The organism is Cupriavidus sp. CP313 (assembly GCF_054072015.1).
Genome location: NZ_JBSVZB010000007.1, coordinates 132,902 through 157,947 on the forward strand (window position 1 = coordinate 132,902; position 25,046 = coordinate 157,947).

The 25,046-nt window shown below is 68.4% G+C and carries 22 protein-coding genes; 16 read left to right on the plus strand and 6 right to left on the minus strand.

The genetic code is table 11. From position 1 onward, the window contains the following. Positions 1-16: 16 nt before the first annotated feature. Positions 17-1,348 (minus strand): MFS transporter, encoded by a 1,332-nt coding sequence (locus ACW4E8_RS12760; protein WP_456804847.1) that lies wholly within the window; start codon positions 1,346-1,348, stop codon positions 17-19. A gap of 330 nt (positions 1,349-1,678) precedes the next feature. After that, positions 1,679-2,731, minus strand: a complete 1,053-nt coding sequence (purM, locus tag ACW4E8_RS12765; RefSeq protein ID WP_013957906.1) for a phosphoribosylformylglycinamidine cyclo-ligase — start codon at positions 2,729-2,731, stop codon at positions 1,679-1,681. Between the two features lie 195 nt (positions 2,732-2,926). Between purM and ACW4E8_RS12770 the strand changes: the two genes are divergently transcribed. From ACW4E8_RS12770 to ACW4E8_RS12810, 9 genes are all read left to right on the plus strand, one after another. Next, entirely contained in the window at positions 2,927-3,997 is a 1,071-nt protein-coding gene (locus tag ACW4E8_RS12770) for an AI-2E family transporter (RefSeq protein WP_456804848.1), read from the plus strand. A gap of 44 nt (positions 3,998-4,041) precedes the next feature. After that, positions 4,042-4,749, plus strand: coding sequence for a DnaA regulatory inactivator Hda (gene hda / locus ACW4E8_RS12775; RefSeq protein WP_456804849.1), 708 nt, complete (start codon positions 4,042-4,044; stop codon positions 4,747-4,749). 93 nt (positions 4,750-4,842) lie between these two features. After that, positions 4,843-5,517, plus strand: coding sequence for a histidinol-phosphatase (locus ACW4E8_RS12780; RefSeq protein ID WP_035817273.1), 675 nt, complete (start codon positions 4,843-4,845; stop codon positions 5,515-5,517). Position 5,518: 1 nt separating this feature from the next. Next, positions 5,519-7,060 (plus strand): polynucleotide adenylyltransferase PcnB, encoded by a 1,542-nt coding sequence (gene pcnB / locus ACW4E8_RS12785; RefSeq protein ID WP_456804850.1) that lies wholly within the window; start codon positions 5,519-5,521, stop codon positions 7,058-7,060. Further along, the gene (gene folK / locus ACW4E8_RS12790; RefSeq protein ID WP_456804851.1) at positions 7,061-7,600 is read left to right on the plus strand and encodes a 2-amino-4-hydroxy-6-hydroxymethyldihydropteridine diphosphokinase; all 540 of its coding nucleotides are present in this window, start codon (positions 7,061-7,063) and stop codon (positions 7,598-7,600) included. 56 nt (positions 7,601-7,656) lie between these two features. Beyond that, complete coding sequence (locus ACW4E8_RS12795; protein WP_456804852.1) at positions 7,657-8,298, plus strand: deoxynucleoside kinase; 642 nt, start codon at positions 7,657-7,659, stop codon at positions 8,296-8,298. A 99-nt stretch (positions 8,299-8,397) separates the two neighbouring features. Beyond that, positions 8,398-9,219 carry a 3-methyl-2-oxobutanoate hydroxymethyltransferase gene (gene panB, locus ACW4E8_RS12800; RefSeq protein WP_114133772.1) on the plus strand — a complete coding sequence of 274 codons (822 nt, stop codon included), beginning with the start codon at positions 8,398-8,400 and terminating at the stop codon, positions 9,217-9,219. A 4-nt stretch (positions 9,220-9,223) separates the two neighbouring features. Continuing rightward, positions 9,224-9,922: an ABC transporter permease gene (locus ACW4E8_RS12805; protein WP_456804853.1), complete on the plus strand. Its 699-nt coding sequence runs from the start codon at positions 9,224-9,226 to the stop codon at positions 9,920-9,922. Beyond that, on the plus strand, positions 9,919-10,617 hold the full coding sequence (locus tag ACW4E8_RS12810; protein ID WP_456804854.1) for an ATP-binding cassette domain-containing protein: 699 nt from the start codon (positions 9,919-9,921) through the stop codon (positions 10,615-10,617). The genes ACW4E8_RS12805 and ACW4E8_RS12810 overlap by 4 nt, the downstream gene beginning before the upstream one ends. A 9-nt stretch (positions 10,618-10,626) precedes the next feature. Here ACW4E8_RS12810 and pabB read toward each other — a convergent pair whose 3' ends face one another. From pabB to ACW4E8_RS12830, 4 genes are all read right to left on the minus strand, one after another. Next, positions 10,627-12,564 (minus strand): aminodeoxychorismate synthase component I, encoded by a 1,938-nt coding sequence (gene pabB, locus ACW4E8_RS12815; protein WP_456804855.1) that lies wholly within the window; start codon positions 12,562-12,564, stop codon positions 10,627-10,629. A 107-nt stretch (positions 12,565-12,671) separates the two neighbouring features. Continuing rightward, on the minus strand, positions 12,672-13,808 hold the full coding sequence (gene dnaJ / locus ACW4E8_RS12820) for a molecular chaperone DnaJ (RefSeq protein WP_456804856.1): 1,137 nt from the start codon (positions 13,806-13,808) through the stop codon (positions 12,672-12,674). A 171-nt stretch (positions 13,809-13,979) separates the two neighbouring features. Further along, positions 13,980-15,932, minus strand: coding sequence for a molecular chaperone DnaK (gene dnaK, locus ACW4E8_RS12825; protein WP_456804857.1), 1,953 nt, complete (start codon positions 15,930-15,932; stop codon positions 13,980-13,982). A gap of 190 nt (positions 15,933-16,122) precedes the next feature. Beyond that, on the minus strand, positions 16,123-16,689 hold the full coding sequence (locus tag ACW4E8_RS12830; protein WP_456804858.1) for a cob(I)yrinic acid a,c-diamide adenosyltransferase: 567 nt from the start codon (positions 16,687-16,689) through the stop codon (positions 16,123-16,125). A 328-nt stretch (positions 16,690-17,017) separates the two neighbouring features. Between ACW4E8_RS12830 and ACW4E8_RS12835 the strand changes: the two genes are divergently transcribed. The 7 genes from ACW4E8_RS12835 to glcF all read left to right on the plus strand — a co-directional run bounded on the left by ACW4E8_RS12835 (position 17,018) and on the right by glcF (position 25,016). Next, the gene (locus ACW4E8_RS12835; RefSeq protein ID WP_456804859.1) at positions 17,018-18,448 is read left to right on the plus strand and encodes an FAD-binding oxidoreductase; all 1,431 of its coding nucleotides are present in this window, start codon (positions 17,018-17,020) and stop codon (positions 18,446-18,448) included. A 14-nt stretch (positions 18,449-18,462) separates the two neighbouring features. After that, a complete protein-coding gene (locus tag ACW4E8_RS12840) occupies positions 18,463-19,353 on the plus strand; it encodes a LysR substrate-binding domain-containing protein (protein ID WP_456804860.1) in 891 nt (296 codons plus the stop codon). Between the two features lie 12 nt (positions 19,354-19,365). Continuing rightward, positions 19,366-19,896 carry an N-acetyltransferase family protein gene (locus ACW4E8_RS12845; RefSeq protein WP_456804861.1) on the plus strand — a complete coding sequence of 177 codons (531 nt, stop codon included), beginning with the start codon at positions 19,366-19,368 and terminating at the stop codon, positions 19,894-19,896. Between the two features lie 252 nt (positions 19,897-20,148). After that, positions 20,149-21,663 carry an FAD-linked oxidase C-terminal domain-containing protein gene (locus ACW4E8_RS12850; RefSeq protein ID WP_456804862.1) on the plus strand — a complete coding sequence of 505 codons (1,515 nt, stop codon included), beginning with the start codon at positions 20,149-20,151 and terminating at the stop codon, positions 21,661-21,663. 8 nt (positions 21,664-21,671) lie between these two features. Then, positions 21,672-22,589, plus strand: coding sequence for an ion transporter (locus tag ACW4E8_RS12855; protein ID WP_456804863.1), 918 nt, complete (start codon positions 21,672-21,674; stop codon positions 22,587-22,589). 27 nt (positions 22,590-22,616) lie between these two features. Further along, positions 22,617-23,720 carry a glycolate oxidase subunit GlcE gene (gene glcE / locus ACW4E8_RS12860; protein WP_456804864.1) on the plus strand — a complete coding sequence of 368 codons (1,104 nt, stop codon included), beginning with the start codon at positions 22,617-22,619 and terminating at the stop codon, positions 23,718-23,720. 42 nt (positions 23,721-23,762) lie between these two features. Continuing rightward, the gene (gene glcF, locus ACW4E8_RS12865) at positions 23,763-25,016 is read left to right on the plus strand and encodes a glycolate oxidase subunit GlcF (RefSeq protein ID WP_456804865.1); all 1,254 of its coding nucleotides are present in this window, start codon (positions 23,763-23,765) and stop codon (positions 25,014-25,016) included. The last annotated feature ends 30 nt before the right edge of the window (positions 25,017-25,046 follow it).

Below are 25,046 nucleotides of genomic sequence, written 5' to 3' on the forward strand. Positions count from 1 at the left end.
GTTGGGACGGCGGCGCTCAGTGGTCCGCGTCGGACAGGTGCATGTGTGCGGTTTCGCGCGCGGCGGCAGCGGCCACTGCGATCAGCGCGCACACCGCCGCCAGGTAGAGGGCTATCGGCGTGGTGCTGCCGAAGCGGTCGAGCAGGCCCACCGCGATCAGCGGGGCCAGCGCGCCGCCGAACACACCGGCAAACTGGAAGCCGAGCGAGGCACCGGTCACGCGCACCCGGGTGGCGAACAGCTCGGGCAGGAACGAGGCCAGCGGCGAGAACATGAACGACACCAGCACCATGCCGACGAACGAGCCCAGCATGATCAGCGCCGGGTTGCCGGTCTTGATCATCGCGAAGAAGGCAAAGGCCCACACCGCGCCGCCGATGCCGCCGATCATCAGCACCGGGCGGCGCCCGATGCGGTCCGCCAGCAGGCCGGCGATCGGGATGAACAGGATCTGCGCCAGCGCGCCCAGCAGCACGGCATTGAGCGCGATGCTCTTGGGCAGGCCCAGCTTGGTCGGCACGAAGTACAGCAGGAACAGCGTGAACACGTAGAAGGCGATATCGCCGCCCAGCCGCGCGCCGAAGGCGATCAGCAGCTGCTTCTTGTAGTTGCGCAGCACTTCCATGATCGGCGCGCGCGCTTCGGCATGCGATTCCTCGAGCTTCTCGAACATGCCGGATTCACGCACGTTGGAGCGGATATAAAGCCCGACCCCGACCAGCAGCGCCGACAGCAGGAACGGCACGCGCCAGCCCCAGCTCAGGAACGCTTCTTCCGACACCTGCCAGGTCACCAGCGCGAACACGCCGTTGGCCAGCAGCAGGCCGATCGGCGCCGCCAGCTGCACCAGGCTGCCGAGGATGCCGCGCCGCTTTCCTTCAGGGTCCAGCTCATTGACCATGATCGCGGCCCCGCCCCACTCGCCGCCCAGGGCCAGGCCCTGCACCACGCGCAGCAGCACCAGCAGCGCCGGCGCCAGCGCGCCCGCGGCGGCATAGGTCGGCAACAGGCCGATGCCGAAGGTCGCCAGGCCCATCATCAGCAGGGTGATGATCAGGATGGACTTGCGGCCCATCTTGTCGCCGAAGTGGCCAAAGATCGCCGCACCCAGCGGCCGCGCCACGAAGGCCACGCCGTAGCTGGCAAAGGACAGCAGCGTCGCGGTCAGCGGATCGCTCTGCGGGAAGAACAACTTGGGGAAGACCAGCGCGGCGGCCGATCCGTAGATGAAGTGGTCGTAGAACTCAAGCGTGGTGCCGGCCAGGCTGGCCCCGGCGACACGCGCGACGGATTGCTTCTGGGGCGACGCGCCGTTCTTGGCTGGTGCGTCGATGCTGACTGCTTGCATGGTGGATCCTCCAATGGTCCCTGGCCTGCCCTGGCGCGCGGTGGTGGTCCCCGGCGTCGCATTCGGGCGTTGTCTCCGACGCAGCATGCGTGTGCGGCGTCTTTGCTCAGTACATTAGGATATAAACCGCCATACAATCAAGTTGAATTTTGTTTGTCAGGTTTGGTGTGGGTGCATGTTGGGTTTTGGTGCAGTGCACCAGGATGGGGGGGATTGGCGGTCGTTGTTTGGGGTTGGCGCCGATGCAACCGCATAGCGCCAAGCCAAAAAACAAAAACGGCGCACACCCAAAGGCATGCGCCGCTCTCACAGCAAAACCACAGAAACAGATCAGACCACGATCGTCTGCGCCTCGCCTTCCGCACGTGCGCGGATCTCACCAATCTCCCACACTGCCTCACCAGCCGCCTGAAGGTGACGAATAGCACGCTCAGCATCTTCCTTGGCCACAATCACCACCATGCCGATGCCGCAGTTGAACACGCGGTGCATTTCGTCGTCGGCCACGCGGCCCTGCGCCTGCAGCCACTGGAACAGCGGCGGCAGCGTCCAGGCATCGCGCTTGAGCACGGCGGTGACGTCCTGCGCCAGCACGCGCGGCACATTCTCGGTCAGGCCGCCGCCGGTGATATGGGCCATGCCCTTGACCGGCAGGGTTTCGATCAGCGACAGCAGCGGCTTCACGTAGATCCGCGTCGGCGCCATGATCGCGTCCTGCAGGCGCTGGCCGTGGAAGTCGGCGTTCAGGTCCGGCTTGGCCACTTCGATGATCTTGCGCACCAGCGAATAACCGTTGGAGTGCGCGCCCGACGAAGCCAGGCCCAGCACCACGTCGCCCGGGGTGATGGTGCTGCCGTCGATGATCTTCTTCTTTTCGACCGCGCCGACGGCAAAGCCGGCCAGGTCGTATTCGCCGTCCGGGTACATGCTCGGCATTTCGGCGGTTTCGCCGCCGATCAGGGCGCAGCCGGCCAGTTCGCAACCGCGGGCGATGCCCTGGATCACGGTGGCGGCGGTGTCCACGTCCAGCTTGCCGCAGGCGAAGTAGTCGAGGAAGAACAGCGGCTCGGCACCCTGCACCAGGATGTCGTTGACGCTCATGGCGACCAGGTCCTGGCCGACGGTGTCATGGCGGTTGAGCTGGAAGGCGAGCTTGAGCTTGGTGCCCACGCCGTCGGTGCCCGATACCAGCACCGGCTCCTGGAACTTCTTCGACAGTTCGAACAGCGCACCGAACCCGCCGATGCCCGCCATCACGCCCTCGCGCATGGTGCGCTTGGCAAACGGCTTGATGCGGTCGACCAGTGCGTCGCCGGCATCGATATCAACACCGGCGTCGCGGTAGGAAAGGCCTGCCTGGCCGGCGGTCGGGGATGCGCTCATGGGAACCTGCTTGTCCTGGAGGAAATAAAGTGAGGAATTCGGCGCTCGGGCCACTGCGGCTTCCGTTGCTTGGCATCGGAAGGCGGGCGCGAGTCCAGTAGAATTGCAATTTTAACGGATAGAGGCCCCCCGCTTCCAGTTTCCGGCGAGATTCCGCCGCAAACGGCGCTGTCGCCCGTTCCCCCCCAACTATTGATGAATGCCCCGCTGTTGAACCAAGAGGCCAAGCGCATCCTGCTCTGGATCGTCGTGGCCGTTGCGCTGTTCGCCGCCATCATCGCGCTGGCGCCGGTGCTGACGCCGTTCCTGTTCGCGTTCATCTTCGCCTATATCCTGAATCCGGGCGTGGACTGGCTGCAGCGCCGCCGCGTGCCGCGCGCGGTGGGCGTAACGCTGATGATCCTGCTGCTGACGGTGATCTGCGTGCTGCTGCTGCTGCTGCTGATTGCAGTCCTGCAGCGCGAGATCCCGCAGGTGCGCGAGCAGTTGCCGATCCTGCTGAAGAAGCTCAATTCGGTGGTTTCGCCCCGGCTGGCCGAGTTCGGCGTGCGCGTGCGCTTTGACTTCCCCGGCCTGCGCAACATGCTGTCGGACCGCTTCTCGGCCAGCCCGGAAGACCTGCTGGTGGTGTTGCTGAACTACGTCAAGATGTCGGGCTCGGCGCTGATCACGGTGGCCGGCATCGTCTTTATCGTGCCCATCGTCATGTTCTACCTGATGATGGACTGGCACATGGTGATGCGCCGCATCGAGGGCGTGGTGCCGCGCCGCTGGGTGCCCAAGGTGCGCGAACTGACCAACGAGACCGACGCGCTGCTGTCGCAATACCTGCGCGGCCAGATCCTGGTGATGGTGATCCTGGCGGCGATCTACTCGATCGGGCTGACCATCGCCGGCTTCGATATCGGCGTGCCGGTCGGGGTCTTCACGGGGCTGGCGGTGTTTATCCCGTATATTGGCTTTGGTGTCGGGCTGGTCATGGCGGTCCTGGCCGCGCTGCTGCAGTTCGGCAACTGGTACGGGCTGGCCGCGGTGGCAGTGGTCTACGGCTTCGGCCAGTTTATCGAGAGCTTTTACCTGACCCCGCGCCTGGTGGGCGAACGCATCGGCCTGCACCCGCTGGTGGTGATCTTCGCGCTGCTCGCCTTCGGCCAGCTGTTCGGCTTCTTCGGCGTGCTGCTGGCGCTGCCGACCTGTGCCGTGCTGCTGGTCGGTGCGCGGCAGCTGCGGCGGGTTTACCTGGCCAGCGACCTGTACCGAAAATAACGGCTGCCCCACTGCTGCCCACACCTGCAAGTTAGCCATACGTCATGTCCCCGCGTCCCAAGCAACTGTCGCTCGAGCTGGGCAGCCCGCCGCCTTCGACCTTCGAGAATTTCGTGGTGGCATCCAACCGCGAGGCGGTGCAGCGCCTGCGCGAGCTGCCCGCCGCGCTCGCCCAGGAGCACGCCAGCGACCGGCTGGTCTACCTGTGGGGCGAGGTCGGCTGCGGCCGTACCCACCTGCTGCACGCGGTATGCGAGGCCGGGCCGCAGTACGGCATCCGCAGCCGCTACCTGAGCCCGCACCACCCGCTGTCGGACTTCCTGTTCGACCCCTGGTGCCAGCTCTACACCGTGGATGACGTCGAGCTGCTGGATGAAGCGCGCCAGATCGCGGTGTTTTCGCTCTACAACGAGGTGCGCGCCCACGTGCGCACCGCGCTGGTGGTGGCCGGCGGCCTGGCCCCGCGCGCGATGCCGGTGCGCGAAGACCTGCGCACGCGCCTGGGGTGGGGCCTGGTGTACCAGGTCGCGCCGCTGTCGGACGACGACAAGAAGGCCGCTGTGCTGCATGCAGCACGCGAGCGCGGCCTGCAGCTGTCGCCGGAGATCACGCACTGGCTGGTGACGCGGCATTACCGCGACATGCCAAGCCTGATGGCGCTGCTGGACGCGCTCGACACCTACTCGCTGGAACGCAAGCGGCCGGTGACGCTGCCGCTGCTGCGTGAAATGTTTGCTGAATTCCGGGATTAGCGCCGGCATCGGCGCCCAAATCGCACCCAACGCGGCCACGGCGCCTGCCTGTCTGCCCGCCCGACCTCTCGCCTTAAGGTAAAATCGCCGCCCATGAATCTGGCACTCTTTGATCTCGACCACACCCTGATCCCGACCGACAGCGACCATGAATGGGGCCGCTTCCTGGTCCGCCTGGGCGTCGTCGACGAGGAAACCTACCGGCAGAAGAACGACGAGTTCTACGGCCACTACAAGGCCGGCACCCTCGATATCCAGGCCTTCCTGCGCTTTGCGCTGGCGCCGCTGGCGGCCAACCCGCGCGACCGGCTCGATGCCATGCGGGTGCGTTTCATGCACGAGGTGATCGACCCCGTGATCACGCCGCAGGCGCGCGCGCTGGTCTACAAGCACCTGGAAGCCGGCGACCTGTGCGCCGTGGTGACCGCCACCAACAGCTTCGTCACCGCGCCGATCGCCACGGCCTTCGGCATCAAGCACCTGATCGCGACCGAGCCGGCCACCGTCGACGGCAAGCCCGAGAGCCAGTACACCGGCGAGGTCGAGGGCGTGCCCAGCTTCCGCGAAGGCAAGATCACCCGCGTCGAGGCCTGGCTCAAGAGCCAGGGCGCGCAGTGGGACCATTTCGAGAAAACCACCTTCTACAGCGACTCGGCCAACGACCTGCCCTTGCTGGAAAAAGTCTCCGAGCCGATCGCCACTAACCCGGACGATCGCCTGCGCCACCACGCCGCCGCGGCAGGCTGGCGCATCATGGATCTGTTCTGACGTGATCAAGAAGCTCATTACCCGGCTGCTGGGCAAACCCGGCCCCAAGCTGCGCCGCACCGGCCATGCCCATACGCCGCGCATTGTCGGCGCCGACGAACACCAGATCGACCCCGCGCTGCTGTCGCGCAATGCCGTCAAGGTCACCTCCACGCTGCAGCAGGCCGGCTACCAGGCCTACATCGTGGGCGGCGCGGTGCGCGACCTGCTGCTCGGCATCAAGCCCAAGGATTTCGACGTCGCGACCAACGCCACGCCCGACCAGGTGCAGGCGCTGTTCCGGCGCTCGCGCATCATCGGCCGGCGCTTCCAGATCGTGCACGTGACCTTCTACGGCGGGCGCGAGCAGGAAATCATCGAAGTCTCGACCTTCCGCGCGCTGGTCGACGCCATCGCCAGCGAGACCCTGCCCGAAGGCCGCCGCCTGAAGCGCGCCGAGCTCGACAGCAAGACCCATGCGATCGATGCCTCGGGCCGGGTGCTGCGCGACAACGTGTGGGGCTCGCAGGCCGAAGACGCGGAACGCCGCGACTTCACCATCAACGCGATGTACTACGACCCGGCCGCGCAGACCGTGCATGACTACCATCACGGCATGGAAGACATCCGCGCGCGCACGCTGCGCATGATCGGCGACCCGGTCACGCGCTACCGCGAAGACCCGATACGGATGCTGCGCGTGGTGCGCTTCGCCGCCAAGACCGGCTTCGAGATCGACGAGGCCACGCGCCACCCGATCGCCGGCCTGGCCTCGCTGATCCACAACGTGCCCAGCGCGCGCCTGTTCGACGAGATGCTCAAGCTGCTGATGTCTGGCCACGCCTGGGCCTCGCTGCAGGAGCTGCGCAAGGCCGGCTTGCACCAGGGCCTGCTGCCGCTGCTGGACGTGGCGCTGGAGCAGCCCATGGGCCAGCGCTTCGTGCAGCTGGCGCTGGACAACACCGACCGCCGCGTGCAGGCCGGCAAGCCGGTCTCGCCGGGCTTCCTGTTTGCCGCGCTGCTGTGGCACCACGTGCTGCAGCGCTGGGCCAAGCTGCGCGAAGAAGGCGAGCACGCCATCGCCGCGCTGAACACCGCCATGGACATGGTGCTGGAAAAGCAGACCGGCCAGTTGGCGATCCAGCGCCGCTTTGTCACCGACATGCGCGATATCTGGGGCATGCAGCCGCGCTTTGAAAAGCGCGTGGGCCGCATGCCGTTCCGGCTGCTGGAGTCGCCGCGCTTCCGTGCCGGCTTCGACTTCCTGCACCTGCGCTGCCAGTCGGGCGAGCTGCCCGAGGAACTGGCCACCTGGTGGCAAGACTTCCAGGACGCCGACCCGGGCGAGCGCGAGGACCTGATCGACGTGGTACGCGGCGCGCGCGGCCCGGGTGGTCAAGGCGGCCAGGGCGGTCAAGGTGGCCAGGGCGCCGAGGGCGAAGGCCCGGCACGCAAGAAGCGCCGCCGGCGCAGTCCGCGGAAATCGGATAAAGTGTCCTCCCGGAGCGACACGGACGCGGGCGAGGCAGCACATGCCGGCCCCGGCCAGCCAGAGGAAACCTAAATGACGCTTGCCTTCATCGGCATCGGGGCCAATCTTGGCGATGCCCGCCAGGCCATCAAGGACGCCATCGTGTGTCTGGCCCAGCAGGTCGGCATCACGGTGCTGGCGCGCTCATCGCTCTATCGCACCGCCCCGGTCGATGCCGGCGGCGACGACTACTACAACGCGGTGGTCAAGGTGCAGACCTCGTTCACCGCGGCGCAACTCTTGCGCATCTGCCACCATATCGAAGACCAGTTCGGCCGCGAGCGGCCGTTCCGCAACGCGCCGCGCACGCTGGACCTGGACCTGCTGCTGTTCGGCGACGAGCAGCACGATCACGAGCACCTGACGGTGCCGCACCCGCGCCTGACCGAGCGCGCCTTCACGCTGGTGCCGCTGCTGGAGCTGGACGCCGCGCTGGCCATCCCCGGCCGCGGACGCGCCGCCGACTACCTGTCCGGCGTGGGCGCACAGCGCATCGAGAAGGTGTCCACCTGCAAGTGCCTGCGCATGCAGGCCGCCGCTGGCGGGACCGGCAATGGCGGCACCCCTGGCTGACCCCGCCCGGCGGCGCCCGCGGCGCTGCCATCCACCCCACTGAAGCCCGGAGCGCCATGCTCGATCACCTGCGCCGCATCGTCGTCGAAGGCCCCGTCGGATCCGGCAAGACCTCGCTGGCCCAGCGCCTGGCGCGCACGCTGCACGCCCAGGAACTGCCCGACAGCGCGCGCCGCAGCCCCTTCCTCGAACCCTTCTACCGGGACCCCGCGCGCCATGCGCTGGCGCTGCAGCTGTGGTGCCTGACCCAGCGCGCGGTGCAGCTGCAGCAATGGCAGGCGGGGGTGCTGGCCGGCCAGCGCATGGTCACCAATTTCCTGATGGCCAAGGACCGGCTGCACGCGGCGCTGACGCTGTCCGACGACGAACTGGCGCTCTACGACGCCATCGCCGCACGCCTTGACCTGCCGCCGCAGCGCGCCGACCTAGTGATCGTGCTGCAGGCCACCCCGTCGCTCTTGCGCGAGCGCATCGTGCGCCGCGGCGAGCCTGGCGAGGCCGGCATCGACGAACACTACCTGCAGCGCCTGGCCGGCGCCTACGGCGAATTGTTCCACCGGTACGACGACGCCCCGGTGCTGGTCATCGACACCGCCCACTTCAATCCGGTGGACAATGATGACGATTTCCGTACACTACTGTCGCGCATCGAACACATGCGCGGCCGCAAGGCTTTTCTTAATCTCGCTGCGCCCTGACAGGCTCCGCCTGCCAGACCCAACACAATAACGACGGCTGTCGTTGCCGCGCGGGCGGCCCTCCCGGCACCGGCAAAGCCGTCCTATACGGGCACTGCCATGAGCTACCTCCTCGATCCCTCCCGCAAGACCATCACGATTCCCAAACTGCAGGCAATGCGTGACGCCGGCGAGAAAATCGCCATGCTGACCGCGTACGACTCCAGCTTCGCCGCGCTGCTCGACTACTGCGGCGTGGAAATGATCCTGGTCGGCGACTCGCTGGGCAATGTGATGCAGGGCCAGCAGACCACGCTGCCGGTCACGCTGGAACAGATGGCCTACCACACCGAATGCGCGGCGCGCGGCAACCAGACCGCGCTGCTGCTGACGGACCTGCCGTTCGGCACCTATCCCACGCCTGAGGCCGCGTTTGCCAGCGCGGTCACGCTGATGAAGGCCGGCGCGCAGATGGTCAAGCTCGAAGGCGGCGACTGGCTGGCGCCCATCGTCAAGTTCCTGGTCGAGCGCAGCATCCCGGTATGCGCGCATATCGGCCTGACGCCGCAGTCGGTGCACGCGCTGGGCGGCTTCAAGGTGCAGGGCAAGACCAACGCCGGCGCGGCCCAGCTCAAGCGCGACGCGCTGGCACTGCAGGCCGCCGGCGCGCAGGTGGTGCTGATGGAGGCGGTGCCCGCGGCGCTGGCCGGCGAGATCACGCAATCGCTGACGGTGCCCACCATCGGCATCGGCGCGGGCGCGGACTGCACCGGCCAGGTGCTGGTGCTGCAGGACATGCTCAATATCTACCCGGGCCGCAAGGCCAAGTTCGTGCGCAACTTCATGGACGGCCAGACCTCGATCGAGGCAGCCGTGCGCGCCTACGTGGCCGCCGTCAAGGACGGCAGCTTCCCCGCCGCCGAGCACACCTTCTCCGCCTGACCCGGTGGAGATCGGCACCGCCACCGCCGACGCCTTCCGCCTGCTGGCCAGCGGCGACGCCGGCCTGTGGTTCATCGTCTGGACCTCGCTGATGGTGGCGGTGCTGGGGCTGGCCCTCGCCACGGTGCCGGCCATCGCCGCGGCCTGGCTGATCGCCACGCGGCAGTTTCCCGGCCGGCGCGCGGTGGTGGTGGTGGCGCAGGCCTTCCTGTCGTTCCCGACCGTGCTGGTCGGGCTGGTCCTCTACCTGCTGCTGACGCGCCAGGGCCCGCTGGGCAGCCTGCACCTGCTGTTCACGCCGGCGGGCATGGTGCTGGGGCAGGCGGTGATCGGCTTCCCGGTGGTGCTGGCGTTTGCGCTGTCGACCCTGCAGGGCGCCGACGTGCGCCTGCGCGAGACCGCCTGGGTGCTGGGCGCGGGGCGCTGGCGCACCTTCGTGACCGTGATCCGCGAGCTGCGCTTCGGGCTGATGGCGGCGGTGGTCGCCGGCTTCGGGCGCGTGATTGCCGAGGTCGGCTCGGCGCTGATGATCGGCGGCAATATCGAAGGCTCCACCCGCACCATCACCACGGCCATTGCGCTGGAAACCAGCAAGGGCGAGTTCGCGCAGGGCATTGCGCTGGGCATCGTGCTGGTGGCGCTGGCGCTGCTGGTCAATATCGGCATGGCCTGGCTGCAGGGTGCCGGAGGCTTCCGCCGATGACACCCTCCGCTGCCCATGACCACAGCCCGCTGCTGACCGTGCGCGGGCTGGCGCGCACCATCGGCCTGCGCAAGCTCTTTGCGATCGACAGGCTGGTGATCCCGCGCGCCACCGCGATCGTGCTGACCGGCATGAACGGCGCCGGCAAGACCACGCTGCTGCGCATGCTGGCCGGGCTGGAGCCGGCACCCGGCGCCAGCGCGCAGTGGACCGACGCCCAGGGCCAGGCGCGCGACGCACCCCTCACCCCGCTGCCGCCGGCGTTGCGCCAGCGCATTGCCTACCTGCACCAGCACCCTTACCTGTTCCGCACCTCGGTGCGCGAAAACATCGCCTACGGCCTGCACGCACGCGGGCTGCCGCGCGACGAGATCGCCCGCCGCGTGGGCGAAGCGCTGGGCTGGGCCGGCGTGTCGCACCTGCAGGACACCGCGCCCGAATACTTGTCCGGCGGCGAGATCCAGCGCGTGGCGCTGGCGCGCGCCAAGGTGCTGGAGCCGGAGTTGCTGCTGCTGGATGAGCCCACCTCGAGCCTGGACGGCCATGCGCGCGAGCAGGTGATTGCGCTGGTCGGCGACCTGGCCGCCGAAGGCCGCACCGTGGTGATGATCTGCCACGACCGCGAGCTGATCAACCTGCCGGGCGTGGTGCGCTGGAAGCTGGGCGACGGCGTGCTGGACACGCACCACCCTTAGTCTTCGGGCTTACTGACTCAGCGTCGCCGGCATCGCGCCGCGCAAGGCGTTGACCAGGACGATGGCCTCGGCGCGCGCGAGCATCGCGCGCGTGATCACGGCTTCCGTCACCGCTTCGCCCGGGGCGCCCAGCGCCGCCCCACCCTCGTCCAGCACCACCGCGCGCATCACGCCGGGCAAGATGTCGGCCGACAGCGGCGGCGTCAGCCAGCGGCCATCGATGCGGACAAAGACCGAGCTGCGCCCGCCTTCCAGCAGTTCACCGCGCGTGTTGAAGAACAGGCGGTCAAAGCCGCCGGCACGCTCGGCGGCCTGCCAGCCCGCATCGAACACTGCGCGCGCGCTGGTCTTGTGGCGGCGCAGCGGATCGGCGGCGGGCAGCGGTTCCGGGGCGATGTCGATCCCGACCGGCCCCGCCGGCATGGGCGCCAGCGCGCCGCTGGCAAACGCGAGCGTGCCGGCCTTGGCCACGCTCAGGCGCAGGCGCCACGTGCCTGCGCCCAGTTGCGCCACCTGTGCGGCCACGGCCGCGCGCGCCGCGTCGGCATCGAAGGCAAAGCCGAACGCCAGCGCCGAGGCCCCGATCCGCGCCAGGTGCCGCGCCAGGTAGCGGCACTCGCCATCCTGCACGCGCATGGTCTCGAACAGCGTGAAGGCGGGGTCGTGCCGGGTCAGGAAGCGCGCCTTCCAGCCGCATTCGGCAAACTCCTCCGCCGCCACGCTGTCATGGACGATGCCGCCGCCCACGCCCATCTCGCCGGCGCGCAGGCGGTTGGCCGCGGCGGGTGCCAGCACCAGCGTGCGGATCGCCACCGACAGCGCGAACTGGCCGGCTGCGGCATCACCGGCCGGTGCATCGATCCAGCCGATCGCCCCGGTGTACAGCCCGCGCGGCGTGCCTTCCAGTTCGGCAATGATCTGCATGGTGCGCCGCTTGGGCGCGCCGGTGATCGAACCGCACGGGAACAGCGCCGCCATCAGCGCGCCAAAGCGCGTGCCGGGCCGCGCCGTCGCGGTCACGGTGGAGGTCATCTGCAGCACCGCGCCAAACGGCTGCACCGCAAAGCGCTCCGGCACCGCCACGCTGCCCGGCTGCGCGATGCGCCCCAGGTCGTTGCGCAGCAGGTCGACGATCATCACGTTCTCGGCGCGGTTCTTGGCATCGGCGGCCAACGCGGCGGCGGCCTGCGCGTCGCGCGCGGCATCGCCCGAGCGCGGCGCGGTGCCCTTCATCGGCCGGGTCAGCAGGTGGCCCTGGCCGTCGTGGCGCACGAACAGCTCGGGCGACAGCGACAGCACCGTGGCGCCATCCGGCAGGCTGGCCAGCACGCCATACGGCACCGGCTGCGCGGCGCGCAGCGCGGCATACAGCGCCACCGGGTCGCCAAAGGCATCGAAGTGCAGGCGCTGGGTGTAATTGACCTGGTAGGTGTCGCCGGCTTCGATCCACTGGTGGATGCGGGCGATGGCGTCGTCGAAGGCCTCGCGGGAGGTATCGGAGGCCACGTCCATCAGGCCCGCTGGCTTCGGGTCGGCTTTCGACTGCAGCCACGCCGTGACCGCCGCGGCATCGAGCCGGCGCAGGTTGCGGAACCACAGCAGGCGCAGCGCGCCGTCGTGGAACGGCATCTCGTTACCGGTATGCACCGGGGCATCGACCAGTGCGCCGCCGAATTCGTAGGGGGCAAACAGGGTGGCATGCCAGCCCTGGCGCCAGCCGTCGGCAAGCATCGCGTCGAGCTGCGCGATGTCGCTGCCGGCGGGCAGCACGTCTTCGCGGATGAGGCCGGTGTAGAGGCGTGATGCGGCTTGCGCCGCCGGGGCCGTGGCGTCGTCGAGAAGAGCGAAGACTTCTCCTCCCCCTGGCTGGGTGCCCCCCTCTCCCGCTCGCGGGAGAGGGGCCGGGGATACCGGGGGTGAGGGCGGGGGCTGGATGCTTGCTACCACGGGGAAATCGTCTGAAAAGAAGCGGCGGGGCCAACCCTGGCATTATCGCGCGCCAAAAACAAAACCGGCCACGCTCGCACGTGGCCGGTCCGATACTGCAAACCCGGTCAGCTGAAGAAGCTCTTCACCTTGTCCAGCCAGGATTGCTCCTGCGGGCTGTGGCGCGAGCCGCCCTCATGCACCGAGCGGTCGAACTGGCGCAGCATGTCCTTCTGCGCCTCGGTCAGCTTGACCGGCGTCTCCACGTTCACATGCACATAGAGGTCGCCCGGATAGCCCGAGCGCACGCCCTTGATGCCCTTGCCGCGCAGGCGGAAGGTCTTGCCGGACTGGGTGGCTTCAGGCACCGGGAAGGTGGCCTTGCCGCTCAGCGTCGGCACTTCCAGGTCGCCGCCCAGCGCCGCGGTGGCGAAGGAGATCGGCATCTGGCAGTGCAGGTCGTCGCCGTCGCGCTCGAACATCGGGTGCTGCTTGATGTGGACTTCCACATACAGGTCGCCCGGGGGGCCGCCGTTGATGCCCGGCTCGCCGTTGCCCGACGAGCGGATGCGCATGCCTTCGTCGATGCCGGCCGGGATCTTCACTTCCAGCGTCTTCTGCGACTTCAGCTTGCCCTGGCCGTGGCACTTGGTGCAGGGCTTGGGGATGAACTTGCCGCTGCCGTGGCACTTCGGGCAGGTCTGCTGCATGGTGAAGAAGCCCTGCGACACGCGCACCTGGCCGGCGCCGTGGCAGGTCGGGCAGGTTTCCACGCTCGAGCCCGGCTCCGCGCCATTGCCGTGGCAGTGGTCGCAATCGTCCCAGTGCGGCACGCGGATCTGCGCCTCGTGGCCGTGCGCGGCCTGCTCCAGCGAGATCTCCATGCTGTAGCGCAGGTCGGCGCCGCGATAGGCCTGCGGGCCGCCGCCACCGCGGCGGCCACCGGCCTGCTGGCCGAAGATGTCGCCGAAGATGTCGCCGAAGGCCTCGGCAAAGCCGCCGTAGCCCTGGCCGCCGCCGAAGCCGCCAGCCATGTTCGGATCCACGCCGGCATGGCCATACTGGTCGTAGGCTGCCTTCTTCTCGGCGTCGGAAAGCATCTCGTAGGCCTCTTTGACCTCCTTGAATTTTTCCTCGGATTCCTTGTTGTCCGGATTGCGGTCCGGGTGGTACTTCATCGCGAGCTTGCGATAAGCCTTCTTGATCTCTTCGTCGCTCGCGTTCTTGCCTACCCCGAGCACTTCGTAATAGTCACGTTTTGCCATGGTGGCTCAAACCCTTTTGGCCGGCACGCGCATGCGGAGCGATACCGGCGAATAGCAAAAAAGCCGAGCGAGGCATCCGACGGCGGTTTCCCGCTGGGTCCGATGGCCGCGCCCGGCGTCGGGGCGGGAGCGGTGCCGGCCAGTGCCTGCACCGCCGCCCGCGTGTCCCGATTACTTCTTGTCGTTGACTTCCTTGAATTCGGCGTCCACAACGTTGTCGTCCTGCGGCTGCGCCTGCTGGCCACCGGCCGCGCCGGCACCGGCAGCAGCACCGGCCGTGGCACCTTCGCCAGCCTTGGCCTGCATGTCGGCGTAGACCTTCTCGCCCAGCTTCTGGCTGACTTCGGACAGCGCATTGACCTTGGCGTCGATCTCGGCCTTGTCGCCGCCGCGTGCGGCGTCTTCCAGTGCCTTGATCGCGGCTTCGATCTTTTCCTTCTCGCCCGCGTCCAGCTTGTCGCCGTACTCGGTCAGCGCCTTCCTGGTCGAGTGGATCAGCGCGTCGGCCTGGTTACGGGCGTCAGCCAGCTCGCGGGCCTTCTTGTCTTCCTCGGCGTTGGCCTCGGCGTCCTTGACCATGCGCTGGATCTCGTCTTCCGACAGGCCCGAGTTCGCCTTGATGGTGATCCGGTTTTCCTTGCCGGTCGCCTTGTCCTTGGCGCCCACGTGCAGGATGCCGTTGGCGTCGATGTCGAACGACACTTCGATCTGCGGCGTGCCACGCGCTGCGGGCGGAATGCCTTCCAGGTTGAACTCGCCCAGCAGCTTGTTGCCGGAGGCCATTTCACGCTCGCCCTGGAACACCTTGATGGTCACCGCCGGCTGGTTGTCGTCGGCGGTCGAGAACACCTGCGCATGCTTGGTCGGGATGGTGGTGTTCTTGGTGATCATCTTGGTCATCACGCCGCCCAGGGTCTCGATCCCCAGCGACAGCGGTGTCACGTCCAGCAGCAGCACGTCGGTACGGTCGCCCGACAGCACCGAACCCTGGATCGCGGCACCGACGGCCACGGCTTCATCCGGGTTCACGTCCTTGCGCGCTTCCTTGCCGAAGAACTCCTTGACCTGCTCCTGCACCTTGGGCATGCGGGTCATGCCGCCGACCAGGATCACGTCGTCGATGTCGCTGACCTTGACGCCCGCGTCCTTGATGGCGATGCGGCACGGCTCGATGGTGCGCGTGATCAGCTCTTCCACCAGGGATTCGAGCTTGGCGCGGGTCATCTTCAGGTTCAGGTGCTTCGGACCCGAGGCATCGGCCGTGATGTACGGCAGGTTGATCTCGGTCTGCTGCGAGCTCGACAGTTCGATCTTGGCCTTTTCAGCGGCTTCCTTCAGGCGCTGCAGCGCGAGCACGTCCTTGGACAGGTCCACGCCCTGGTCCTTCTTGAACTCGCTGATGATGTAGTCGATGATGCGCTGGTCGAAGTCTTCGCCGCCCAGGAAGGTGTCGCCGTTGGTCGACAGCACTTCGAATTGCTTCTCGCCGTCCACGTCCGCGATCTCGATGATCGAGATGTCGAAGGTGCCGCCGCCGAGGTCATACACGGCAATCTTGCGGTCGCCCTTCTCGTTCTTGTCCATGCCAAACGCCAGCGCAGCCGCGGTCGGCTCGTTGATGATGCGCTTGACGTCCAGGCCGGCGATGCGGCCGGCATCCTTGGTGGCCTGGCGCTGCGAGTCGTTGAAGTAGGCCGGCACGGTGATCACGGCTTCGGTCACCGGCTCGCCGAGGTAGTCCTCGGCCGTCTTCTTCATCTTGCGCAGCACTTCGGCGGACACCTGCGGCGGCGCCAGCTTCTGGTCGCGCACCGACACCCATGCGTCGCCGTTGTCGGCGCGGGCGATGGAGTACGGCATCAGGCCGATGTCCTTCTGGACTTCCTTCTCTTCGAACTTGCGGCCGATCAGGCGCTTGACCGCGTACAGGGTGTTGCGCGGATTGGTGACGGCCTGGCGCTTGGCCGGCGCGCCGACCAGGATTTCGCCGTCTTCCATGTAGGCGATGATCGACGGAGTGGTGCGGGCACCCTCCGAGTTTTCGATGACCTTGGGGGTGTTGCCTTCCAGGATCGCGACGCAGCTATTGGTGGTACCGAGGTCGATACCGATGATCTTACCCATTTATTCTCTCCTCTTGAGCCAGCGCTAACCGCGCGGCTGCAATTCATCCTGAGGCCGAAATGTGGCCGTCCGGGGGCTTTTCAAGGGCAGAACCGGCAAATCCGAGTAATTTTCTCGGTTTCTGCACGCTTACAACGGCATCCGCCGCCGCAGGTTAAGCCGGCGACGCGGCGCGGTCGTCGCAAGTGGCTTACTCCATACCTCCAGGCGCGTCGCGATCGCGCTGCCACAACACGTCCGAACCGCCCCCGGCCCGGTTCAGCACCCGCCCCAGCACGAACATCAGGTCCGACAGCCGGTTCAGGTACTGGCGCGGGGCCTCGTTCAGCGGCTCGGCCGCGCCCAGCGCCACCAGCGCGCGTTCGGCACGGCGGCACACGGTGCGGCAGACATGGGCCTGCGCCGCGGCGCGGCTGCCGCCCGGCAGGATGAATTCGGCCAGCCGCGGCAGGTTGGCGTTGTAGTCGGCCAGCCAGGTGTCGAGCTGCGCCACCTGTTCGGCCTTGAGCAGGGTATAGCCCGGAATGGACAGCTCGCCACCCAGGTCGAACAGGTCATGCTGGATATGCAGCAGCGCGGCGCGCACGTCGTCCGGCAGGACCTCGGTCAGCAGCACGCCGACGTGGCAGTTGAGCTCGTCGACGTCGCCGATGGCGGCGATGCGCAGGCTGTCCTTGCCGGTGCGGCTGCCGTCGCCCAGGCCGGTGGTGCCGGCGTCGCCGGTGCGGGTGGCAATCTTGGACAGGCGGTGGCCCATGCCGGTCTCCTCGTAAGCGTGTGGTAGTCGTGGTCCGCCCTGCAACGCGGGGCGCCAGGGGGAAAGACGCATTATCGCGCCGGACCGCCTCGGCGGGCCAAGCTCTTGTGTCCCGGCGCTTGCTGTGCGGCTATCGGCCAGTACCTGCCGGCCGCCGGCCGCCGCGGCGCCCCGCCAGGGTGCATGAGCCGCCGCGCGGCGTAGAATGCCGGTAGCCCCCATTCATCGTCCATTCGATAACCGGGTCGCGCCCCTGCCGGCCAGACCGGAGCTTGCTCCGGAGCGCCGCCGCCGGCACCACCGTCGCGCCGACCCGCCGGAGACCCGCATGAACCACCCCACGCCGCCCGCCACCCTCGCCCGCCGTCCGCTGCCGCCCGCCTTCAGCGAAGCCCTGGCGGCGCGCTTCGGCGACCGCTTCACCAACTCCGCCGGCGTGTGCGAACACCACGGCCGCGATGAATCCCCGTTCCCGCCGGCCGCGCCCGACGCCGTGGTCTTCGCCCACAGCACCGAGGAAGTGGCCGAGGTGGCGCGCCTGTGCAACCAGCATGGCGTGCCGCTGATCCCGTACGGCGCCGGCTCGTCGCTGGAAGGCCACCTGCTGGCCGTGGCAGGCGGCATCAGCCTGGACCTGTCGCAGATGAACCGCGTGCTCGCGGTGCAGCCCGAGGACCTGACCGTGACCGTGCAGCCCGGCGTCACGCGCAAGCAGCTGAACCAGGAAATCAAGGACACCGGCCTGTTCTTCCCGATCGACCCGGGCGCCGACGCCTCGCTGGGCGGCATGTGCGCCACGCGCGCCTCCGGGACCAACGCGGTGCGCTACGGCACCATGCGCGAGAACGTGCTGGCGCTGACGGTGGTGACCGCCGACGGCCGCGTGATCCGCACCGGCACGCAGGCGCGCAAGTCGGCGGCGGGCTACGACCTGACCCGGCTCTTTATCGGCAGCGAAGGCACGCTCGGCATCATCACCGAGGTGACGGTGCGGCTCTACCCGCAGCCCGAGGCGATCTCCGCCGCGGTGTGCGCCTTCCCCAGCATGGGCAGCGCGGTGCAGGCGGTGATCCAGACGATCCAGCTGGGCGTGCCGGTGGCGCGCGTGGAGTTTGTCGATGCGCTGGCGATCCGCGCCATCAACCGCCACGACAGCCTGACCCTGCCCGAGACCCCGCACCTGTTCTTCGAATTCCACGGCACCGAGGCCGGCGTGCGCGAGCAGGCCGAGACCGTGCAGCAGATCACCGCCGAGTACGGCGGCCAGGGCTTCGAATGGGCCACCCGCCCGGAGGACCGCAGCCGGCTGTGGAACGCACGCCATACCGCGTACTTCGCCATGCTGCAGCTCAAGCCGGGCTGCAAGTCGGTGACCACCGACGTGTGCGTGCCGATCTCGCGCCTGGCCGACTGCGTCACCGAGACCGAGAAGGACCTGAACGCCTCGGCGCTGCCCTGCCCCATCGTCGGCCATGTCGGCGACGGCAACTTCCACGTGGCGATCCTGGTCGACCCCGGCAAGCCCGAGGAAATGGCCGAGGCCGAGGCCATCAACCAGCGCATCGTCGAGCGCGCGCTGGCGATGGGCGGCACCTGCACCGGCGAGCACGGCGTGGGCCTGCACAAGCAGCGCTTCCTGGTGGAAGAACACGGCGAGGACGCGCTCGACCTGATGCGCGCGATCAAGGATGCGCTGGACCCCAACCACATCCTGAACCCGGGCAAGATCTTCAGCGCCACGCGCGCGGGCACGCAGTAAGGCGTACCGGGCAGATGGCCTCCATGTTCAACCGCGTCCCGCCGCTGCACCTGCTGATCGCCTTCGAGGCCGCGGCGCGCCTGGGCAGCTTCGCGCGCGCGGCCGAAGAGCTGTCGGTCACGCCCAGCGCGGTCTCGCACCGCATCAAGAACCTTGAGGAGCTGTGGGGCGAAGACCTGTTCGTGCGCGCCAACGCGGCGCTGCGGCTGACCGCCGCCGGCACGCGCTACCTGCGCAACGTGCAGGACGCGCTCAAGTCGCTCAACGAGCTGGCGCGGCCCGAGTACAACAAGCTGCGCACCCGGCTGCGGGTGGCGATCCCGCCCACCTTCGGGCGCCAGCACCTGGTGCCGCGCCTGCCTGAGTTCGGCGCGCTGTATCCGCATATCGACCTCGAGCTGCACCTGGCGATCCCGTTCCTGGACGTCAAGGCCGAGGACACCGATGTCGAGATCCGCTACGGCACCGGCCGCTACCCCGACCTGAAGACCACCCGGCTGCTGGTCGAGCCGGTGTTCCCGGCCTGCGGCCGCGAGTACTACGAGCGCGTCAACGGCCGCGCCATCACCAAACCCGAGCACCTGCACGGCCTGGTGCTGCTGCGCAGCCCGCTGGAGCCGTGGAAGCCGTGGTTCGAGAGCGCCGGGCTGGACTGGGCCGAGCCGCAGACCGGCCCGCAGTTCAACGACATCGGCCTGATGCTGGAGGCGATCGCGTCCAACCAGGGCGTGGCGCTGGTACGCCAGCGCATGGCGCGGCACTGGCTGTCGCTGGGGCAGATGGTGCGGCTGCTCGATGTGGAATCGGTCTCGCCGCACGGCTACTACATCGTCGAGCGCGAACAGGCCCCGCTCAAGCCCGAGGCGCGCTACTTCGTCGACTGGCTGCTGAGCCTGGACTGGTAGGAGACCGCCCCCATGGAAATCCGCCTGCTGACCCCCGCCGATGCCGCCGCCTTCCAGGCGCTGCGGCTGCAAGGCCTGGCCGAAGCGCCGGAGGCCTTCGCCGCCAGCCTGGAGGAGGAACAGGACCGGCCGCTGGAAGCCGTCGCCGGGCGCCTGGACGCGACCGAGGGCAAGGCCGTGTTCGGCGCCTTCGTTGACGGCACCGACGACACCGCGCTGGCCGGCGTGGTCGGGGTGATGCGCGAGGAAAACGCCAAGCACCGGCACAAGGCCTTTATCTGGGGCATGTACGTGGCCCCGGGCTGGCGCGACCGCAAGCTCGGCCGCGCGCTGATGGACCGGGCCATGGAACAGGCCGCCGCCATGCCGGGCGTGCGCCAGGTGACGCTGTGCGTCAATGCCGGCAGCGCGGGCGCGGTGCGGCTGTATGAGTCGCTCGGCTTCGTGCGCACGGGGCTGGAGCCGGATGCGCTGTACGTCGCGCCGCACTTCCACGACAAGCTCGACATGGTCTGCTTCCTGCCGCAGCCGCCGGCACGCTGAGTCCGGCCGGGCCGCCTTCCCTGCACCCGCGCCGCGGTGTACGCTGGACTTGCGTCCCATGCCAGGAGTGATTTCCCGCGCAGCCATGATGAGCATTTTTGATCGGCCTGCCATGCGGAATTCACGTCTCCCGTGGTGCCCGCGCCAGGTGCCCTGCGCTATAGTCACCCGTCCCCCGCGGCAGGCCCTGCATTGCCGCGACCGGCAGGCCGCGCACCGGCCGCCATCCAGGAGGCCCCACAGGAGTCGTTCATGAATGCCCCGCACGAAGCCCAAACCATCGCCCCCGACGGCGCCCATGCCACGGCCGAAGGCCGCCGCAGCGCGCTGCTGGCCGGCCTGGCGCAGATCCTGCCGGATGCCGCGCTGCTGTGGAAGCCGGAAGACACCGTCCCCTATGAATGCGACGGCCTGGCCGCGTACCGCCAGGTGCCGATGGCCGTGGCCCTGCCCGATACCGAGGAACAGGTCTGCGCGATCCTGCGCCTGTGCCACAAGCTGGGCGTGCCGGTGGTGCCGCGCGGCGCCGGCACCAGCCTGTCGGGCGGCGCCATGCCGATCGCCGAGGGCCTGGTGCTGTCGCTGGCCAAGTTCAAGCGCATCCTGTCGGTCGATCCGTACTCGCGCACCGCGGTGGTCCAGCCGGGCGTGCGCAACCTGGCGATCTCGGACGCCGCCGCACCCCACAACCTGTACTACGCGCCGGACCCGTCCTCGCAGATCGCCTGCACCATCGGCGGCAACGTCAGCGAGAACTCCGGCGGCGTGCACTGCCTGAAGTACGGCCTGACCGTGCATAACGTGCTGCGCGTGCGCGCGGTGACGATGGAGGGCGAGGTGGTGGTATTCGGCTCCGAGGCCCCCGACTCGCCGGGCCTGGACCTGCTGGCGGTGCTGATCGGCTCCGAAGGCATGCTGGCCGTGGTCACCGAGGTCACGGTGCGCCTGATTCCCAAGCCGCAGCTGGCGCAGGTGATCATGGCCTGCTTCGACGATGTCGAGAAGGGTGGCAATGCGGTGGCCGACGTGATCGCCGCCGGCATCATCCCGGCCGGGCTGGAAATGATGGACAAGCCCGCCACCGCCGCGGTCGAGCAGTTTGTGCATGCGGGCTATGACCTGGATGCCGCCGCCATCCTGCTGTGCGAATCCGACGGCACCCCGGAAGAAGTGGCCGAGGAGATCGAACGCATGAGCGCGGTGCTGACGGCATCGGGCTGCACCCGCATCGTGGTCTCGCAGAACGAAGCCGAGCGCCTGCGCTTCTGGAGCGGCCGCAAGAACGCCTTCCCCGCAGCCGGCCGGATCTCGCCGGACTACTACTGCATGGACGGCACCATCCCGCGCAAGCACATCGGCACGTTGCTCAGGCGCATCGAAGCCATGGAGCGCAAGTACGGCCTGCGCTGCATCAACGTGTTCCATGCCGGCGACGGCAACATGCACCCGCTGGTGCTGTTCGATGGCTCGGACCAGGACGAATGGCACCGCGCCGAGCTGTTCGGCGCCGACATCCTTGAAACCTGCGTGGAACTGGGCGGCACCGTCACCGGCGAGCACGGCGTGGGCGTGGAGAAGCTCAACTCGATGTGCGTGCAGTTCTCGCCCGCCGAGCGCGACGCCTTCTTCGGCGTCAAGGCCGCCTTCGACCCGGCACGGCTGCTCAACCCGGACAAGGCCATCCCCACGCTGGCGCGCTGCGCGGAATACGGCAAGATGCATGTGAAGCGGGGCCTGCTGCCGCACCCAGAGCTGCCGCGCTTCTGAGCCACGCCATGTCCAGCCCACGCCGACGCCAGCAGCAGGAAGCGTTCATCCGCCAGCGCCTGGGCCAGCCCGAGACCGGCTGGCGCCAGCGCTGGTACACCATCATCTTCGAGGCCGATACCCGCGAGGGCCGGCTCTTCGATGTCGCGCTGCTGCTGGCCATTGTCGCCAGCGTGATGGTGGTGATGCTCGACAGCCTGCCCGCGGTGAACAACCGCCTGGGGCTGCCGTTCACCGTGCTGGAATGGATGTTCACGCTGTTCTTCACGGCCGAGTACGTGATGCGCATCCTGGTGGTGCGCCGGCCGTGGCGCTATGTGTTCAGCTTCTACGGCATCATCGACTTCGTCTCGATCATGCCGACCTGGCTGGCCTTCTTCCTGCCCGAGCTGCATTTCCTGATCGACGTGCGCCTGCTGCGGCTGCTGCGCGTGTTCCGGATCCTGAAGCTGACTGTGTACTTCGAGGAAGCCGAGATCCTGTACCGCGCACTGGTCAACAGCCGGCGCAAGATCTTCGTGTTCCTGGGCACGGTGTTCATCATCACGGTGATCCTGGGCACGGTGATGTACGTGGTGGAAGGTCCGCAGCACGGCTTCACCAGCATCCCGGTCAGCATGTACTGGGCGGTGGTGACGCTGACCACCACGGGCTTCGGCGACATGGTGCCCAAGACCCCGCTGGGGCAGTTCATCACCTCGCTGACCATCCTGCTGGGCTACGGCATCATCGCCTTCCCCACCGGCATCGTCGGCGCCGAGCTGGCTGCCAGCATCCTGAAGCGGCCGCTCACCACGCGCAACTGTACCCATTGCCTGACCGAGGGCCACGAACCCGACGCCGGCTACTGCAAGCATTGCGGCAGCCAACTGCCCGAATACCAGAACGACCGGCCGGAAGTGCCCGGCGGACCTGCCGGCTCCTGAGCCGGCCTTCCCTACCCCACGACGCATATGCAAGCCACCCTCGACGCCATCCGCGACGCCGTCAGGCAAGCCACCGAGACCCGCACCGCGCTGCGGCTGCGCGGCGGCGGCAGCAAGGACTTCTACGGCCAGCCCGCCGCAGGCCAGCTGCTGGACACGCGCGCCTATGCCGGCATCGTCGACTATGACCCGGCCGAGCTGGTGATCACCGCGCGCTGCGGCACGCCGCTGGCCGAGATCGAGGCGGCGCTGGCCGAAAAGCGCCAGATGCTGGCCTTCGAGCCGCCCCATTTCGCACTGCCGGGCCAGGCCAGCACCGCGACGCTGGGCGGCGCCGTGGCCGCGGGATTGTCGGGCCCGCGCCGGCAGTCGGTGGGCGCGCTGCGCGACTTCATGCTGGGCGCGCAGCTGATGGACGGACGCGGCGAGGTGATGGACTTCGGCGGCCAGGTGATGAAGAACGTGGCGGGCTATGACGTGTCGCGGCTGCTGGCGGGCTCGCTCGGCACGCTCGGGCTGATCCTGCAGGTGTCGGTCAAGGTGCTGCCGGCACCGTTCGACGAGGCCACGCTGCGCTTCGAGCTGGCGCAGGCGGAGGCCATCCGGCAACTGAACCTGTGGGGCGGCCAGCCGCTGCCGCTGGCATCTTCGGCCTGGCACGGGGGCGTGCTGCATGTGCGCCTGGCCGGTGCCACCGCCGCCGTGCGTGCCGCGTGCGCCAGGCTGGGCGGCGAGCGCGTGGACGCCGGGCAAGCCGCGGCGCTGTGGCAATCGCTGCGCGACCAGACCCACCCGTTCTTCGCCCCCGCCCAGGCGGGCCGCGCGCTGTGGCGCCTGGCGGTGCCCACCATCGCCGCGCCGCTGGAGCTGCCCGGCTCACAACTGATCGAATGGGGCGGCGGCCAGCGCTGGTGGCTGCCCGAGGACGGCACCGACAAAACCGATGCCGAAAGCGTGCGCGCCGTGGCGCAGGCCGCCGGCGGCCATGCCACGCTGTTCCGCAACGGCGACAAGTCAGTGGGCGTGTTTACGCCGCTGGCCTCGCCGCTAGCCGCGATCCACCGCCGCCTGAAAGAGACCTTCGACCCGGCCGGCATCTTCAACCCGCAGCGCATGTACCCCGGGCTCTGATCCGGCACGTCCAGGCACCCCCAGGCACAACCTCCCCACACCATGCAAACGAACCTGGCCGATTTTCTTCGCAACACGCCCGAAGGCGAGGAAGCCAAATCCATCGTCGGCAATTGCGTGCATTGCGGCTTCTGCACCGCCACCTGCCCCACCTACCAGTTGCTCGGCGACGAGCTGGACGGGCCGCGCGGGCGCATCTACCTGATGAAGCAGGTGCTGGAAGGCCATGCCATCACCGAAAGCACGCGCCTGCACCTGGACCGCTGCCTGACCTGCCGCAACTGCGAATCGACCTGCCCGTCGGGCGTGCGCTACGGGCGCCTGGTCGATATCGGCCGCAAGCTGGTCGACGACAAGCTCAAGGCCGAAGGCGTGCAGCGCCCCGCCAGCGAGCGCATCACGCGCTGGGCGCTGCGCGAGGGACTGACGCGCCCGGCGCTGTTCGGCACGGCGCTGCGCCTGGGCCAGATGGTGCGGCCACTGCTGCCGGGCACGCTGCGCAACAAGGTGCCGGCGCTGTCCAGCACCGCCGCGCCCGGCACGTGGCCGCGCAATGTGCATGCACGCAAGATGTTGTTGCTCGACGGCTGCGTGCAGCCGGCAATGTCGCCCAACATCAATGCCGCCACTGCGCGTGTGTTCGACCGTGTTGGCGTACAACTGCTGGTGGCACGCGAAGCCGGCTGCTGCGGCGCGATCCGCTTCCACACCGGCGACCACGACGGCGGCCTCGACAATATGCGCCGCAATATCGACGCCTGGTGGCCGCATATCGAGGACGGCGCCGAAGCCATCGTGATGACCGCCTCGGGCTGCGGCGCGATGGTCAAGGACTACGGCCACCTGCTGCGCAACGATGCGAAGTACGCCGAGCGCGCCCGCCGCGTATCGGCGCTGACGCGCGACCTGTCCGAAGTCTTGCCGGACTTTGCCGAAGCGCTGCACGCCCTGGCCGGCGCAGTCCCGCGCGACAACCGGCGCGTGGCTTACCACCCGCCCTGCACGCTGCAGCACGGCCAGCAGATCCGCGGCAAAGTCGAAGCGCTCTTGACCGGCCTCGGCGTGGAAGTCAAACTCTGCGCTGACAGCCACCTGTGCTGCGGCTCGGCAGGCACTTATTCGGTGTTGCAGCCGGAACTGGCCTACCGCCTGCGCGACGACAAGCTCGCCAAACTGCAGGCCACGCAGCCTGAAGCCATCGTCTCGGCCAATATTGGCTGCATCTCGCACCTGCAGAGCGGCACCGGCACCCCGGTGATGCACTGGATCGAACTGGTCGACAAGATGCTCGGCTAGTGCGGGCGGGCAGCATGGGCGGCAGCGCGC

Bases quoted from the DNA above. Each gene is read 5' to 3' on its own strand.
- ACW4E8_RS12760 (WP_456804847.1), bottom strand. From the start codon at position 1,348: ATGCAAGCAGTCAGCATCGACGCACCAGCCAAGAACGGCGCGTCGCCC.
- purM (WP_013957906.1), bottom strand. From the start codon at position 2,731: ATGAGCGCATCCCCGACCGCCGGCCAGGCAGGCCTTTCCTACCGCGAC.
- ACW4E8_RS12770 (WP_456804848.1), top strand. From the start codon at position 2,927: ATGAATGCCCCGCTGTTGAACCAAGAGGCCAAGCGCATCCTGCTCTGG.
- hda (WP_456804849.1), top strand. From the start codon at position 4,042: ATGTCCCCGCGTCCCAAGCAACTGTCGCTCGAGCTGGGCAGCCCGCCG.
- ACW4E8_RS12780 (WP_035817273.1), top strand. From the start codon at position 4,843: ATGAATCTGGCACTCTTTGATCTCGACCACACCCTGATCCCGACCGAC.
- folK (WP_456804851.1), top strand. From the start codon at position 7,061: ATGACGCTTGCCTTCATCGGCATCGGGGCCAATCTTGGCGATGCCCGC.
- ACW4E8_RS12795 (WP_456804852.1), top strand. From the start codon at position 7,657: ATGCTCGATCACCTGCGCCGCATCGTCGTCGAAGGCCCCGTCGGATCC.
- panB (WP_114133772.1), top strand. From the start codon at position 8,398: ATGAGCTACCTCCTCGATCCCTCCCGCAAGACCATCACGATTCCCAAA.
- ACW4E8_RS12810 (WP_456804854.1), top strand. From the start codon at position 9,919: ATGACACCCTCCGCTGCCCATGACCACAGCCCGCTGCTGACCGTGCGC.
- dnaJ (WP_456804856.1), bottom strand. From the start codon at position 13,808: ATGGCAAAACGTGACTATTACGAAGTGCTCGGGGTAGGCAAGAACGCG.
- dnaK (WP_456804857.1), bottom strand. From the start codon at position 15,932: ATGGGTAAGATCATCGGTATCGACCTCGGTACCACCAATAGCTGCGTC.
- ACW4E8_RS12830 (WP_456804858.1), bottom strand. From the start codon at position 16,689: ATGGGCCACCGCCTGTCCAAGATTGCCACCCGCACCGGCGACGCCGGC.
- ACW4E8_RS12835 (WP_456804859.1), top strand. From the start codon at position 17,018: ATGAACCACCCCACGCCGCCCGCCACCCTCGCCCGCCGTCCGCTGCCG.
- ACW4E8_RS12840 (WP_456804860.1), top strand. From the start codon at position 18,463: ATGGCCTCCATGTTCAACCGCGTCCCGCCGCTGCACCTGCTGATCGCC.
- ACW4E8_RS12845 (WP_456804861.1), top strand. From the start codon at position 19,366: ATGGAAATCCGCCTGCTGACCCCCGCCGATGCCGCCGCCTTCCAGGCG.
- ACW4E8_RS12850 (WP_456804862.1), top strand. From the start codon at position 20,149: ATGAATGCCCCGCACGAAGCCCAAACCATCGCCCCCGACGGCGCCCAT.
- ACW4E8_RS12855 (WP_456804863.1), top strand. From the start codon at position 21,672: ATGTCCAGCCCACGCCGACGCCAGCAGCAGGAAGCGTTCATCCGCCAG.
- glcE (WP_456804864.1), top strand. From the start codon at position 22,617: ATGCAAGCCACCCTCGACGCCATCCGCGACGCCGTCAGGCAAGCCACC.
- glcF (WP_456804865.1), top strand. From the start codon at position 23,763: ATGCAAACGAACCTGGCCGATTTTCTTCGCAACACGCCCGAAGGCGAG.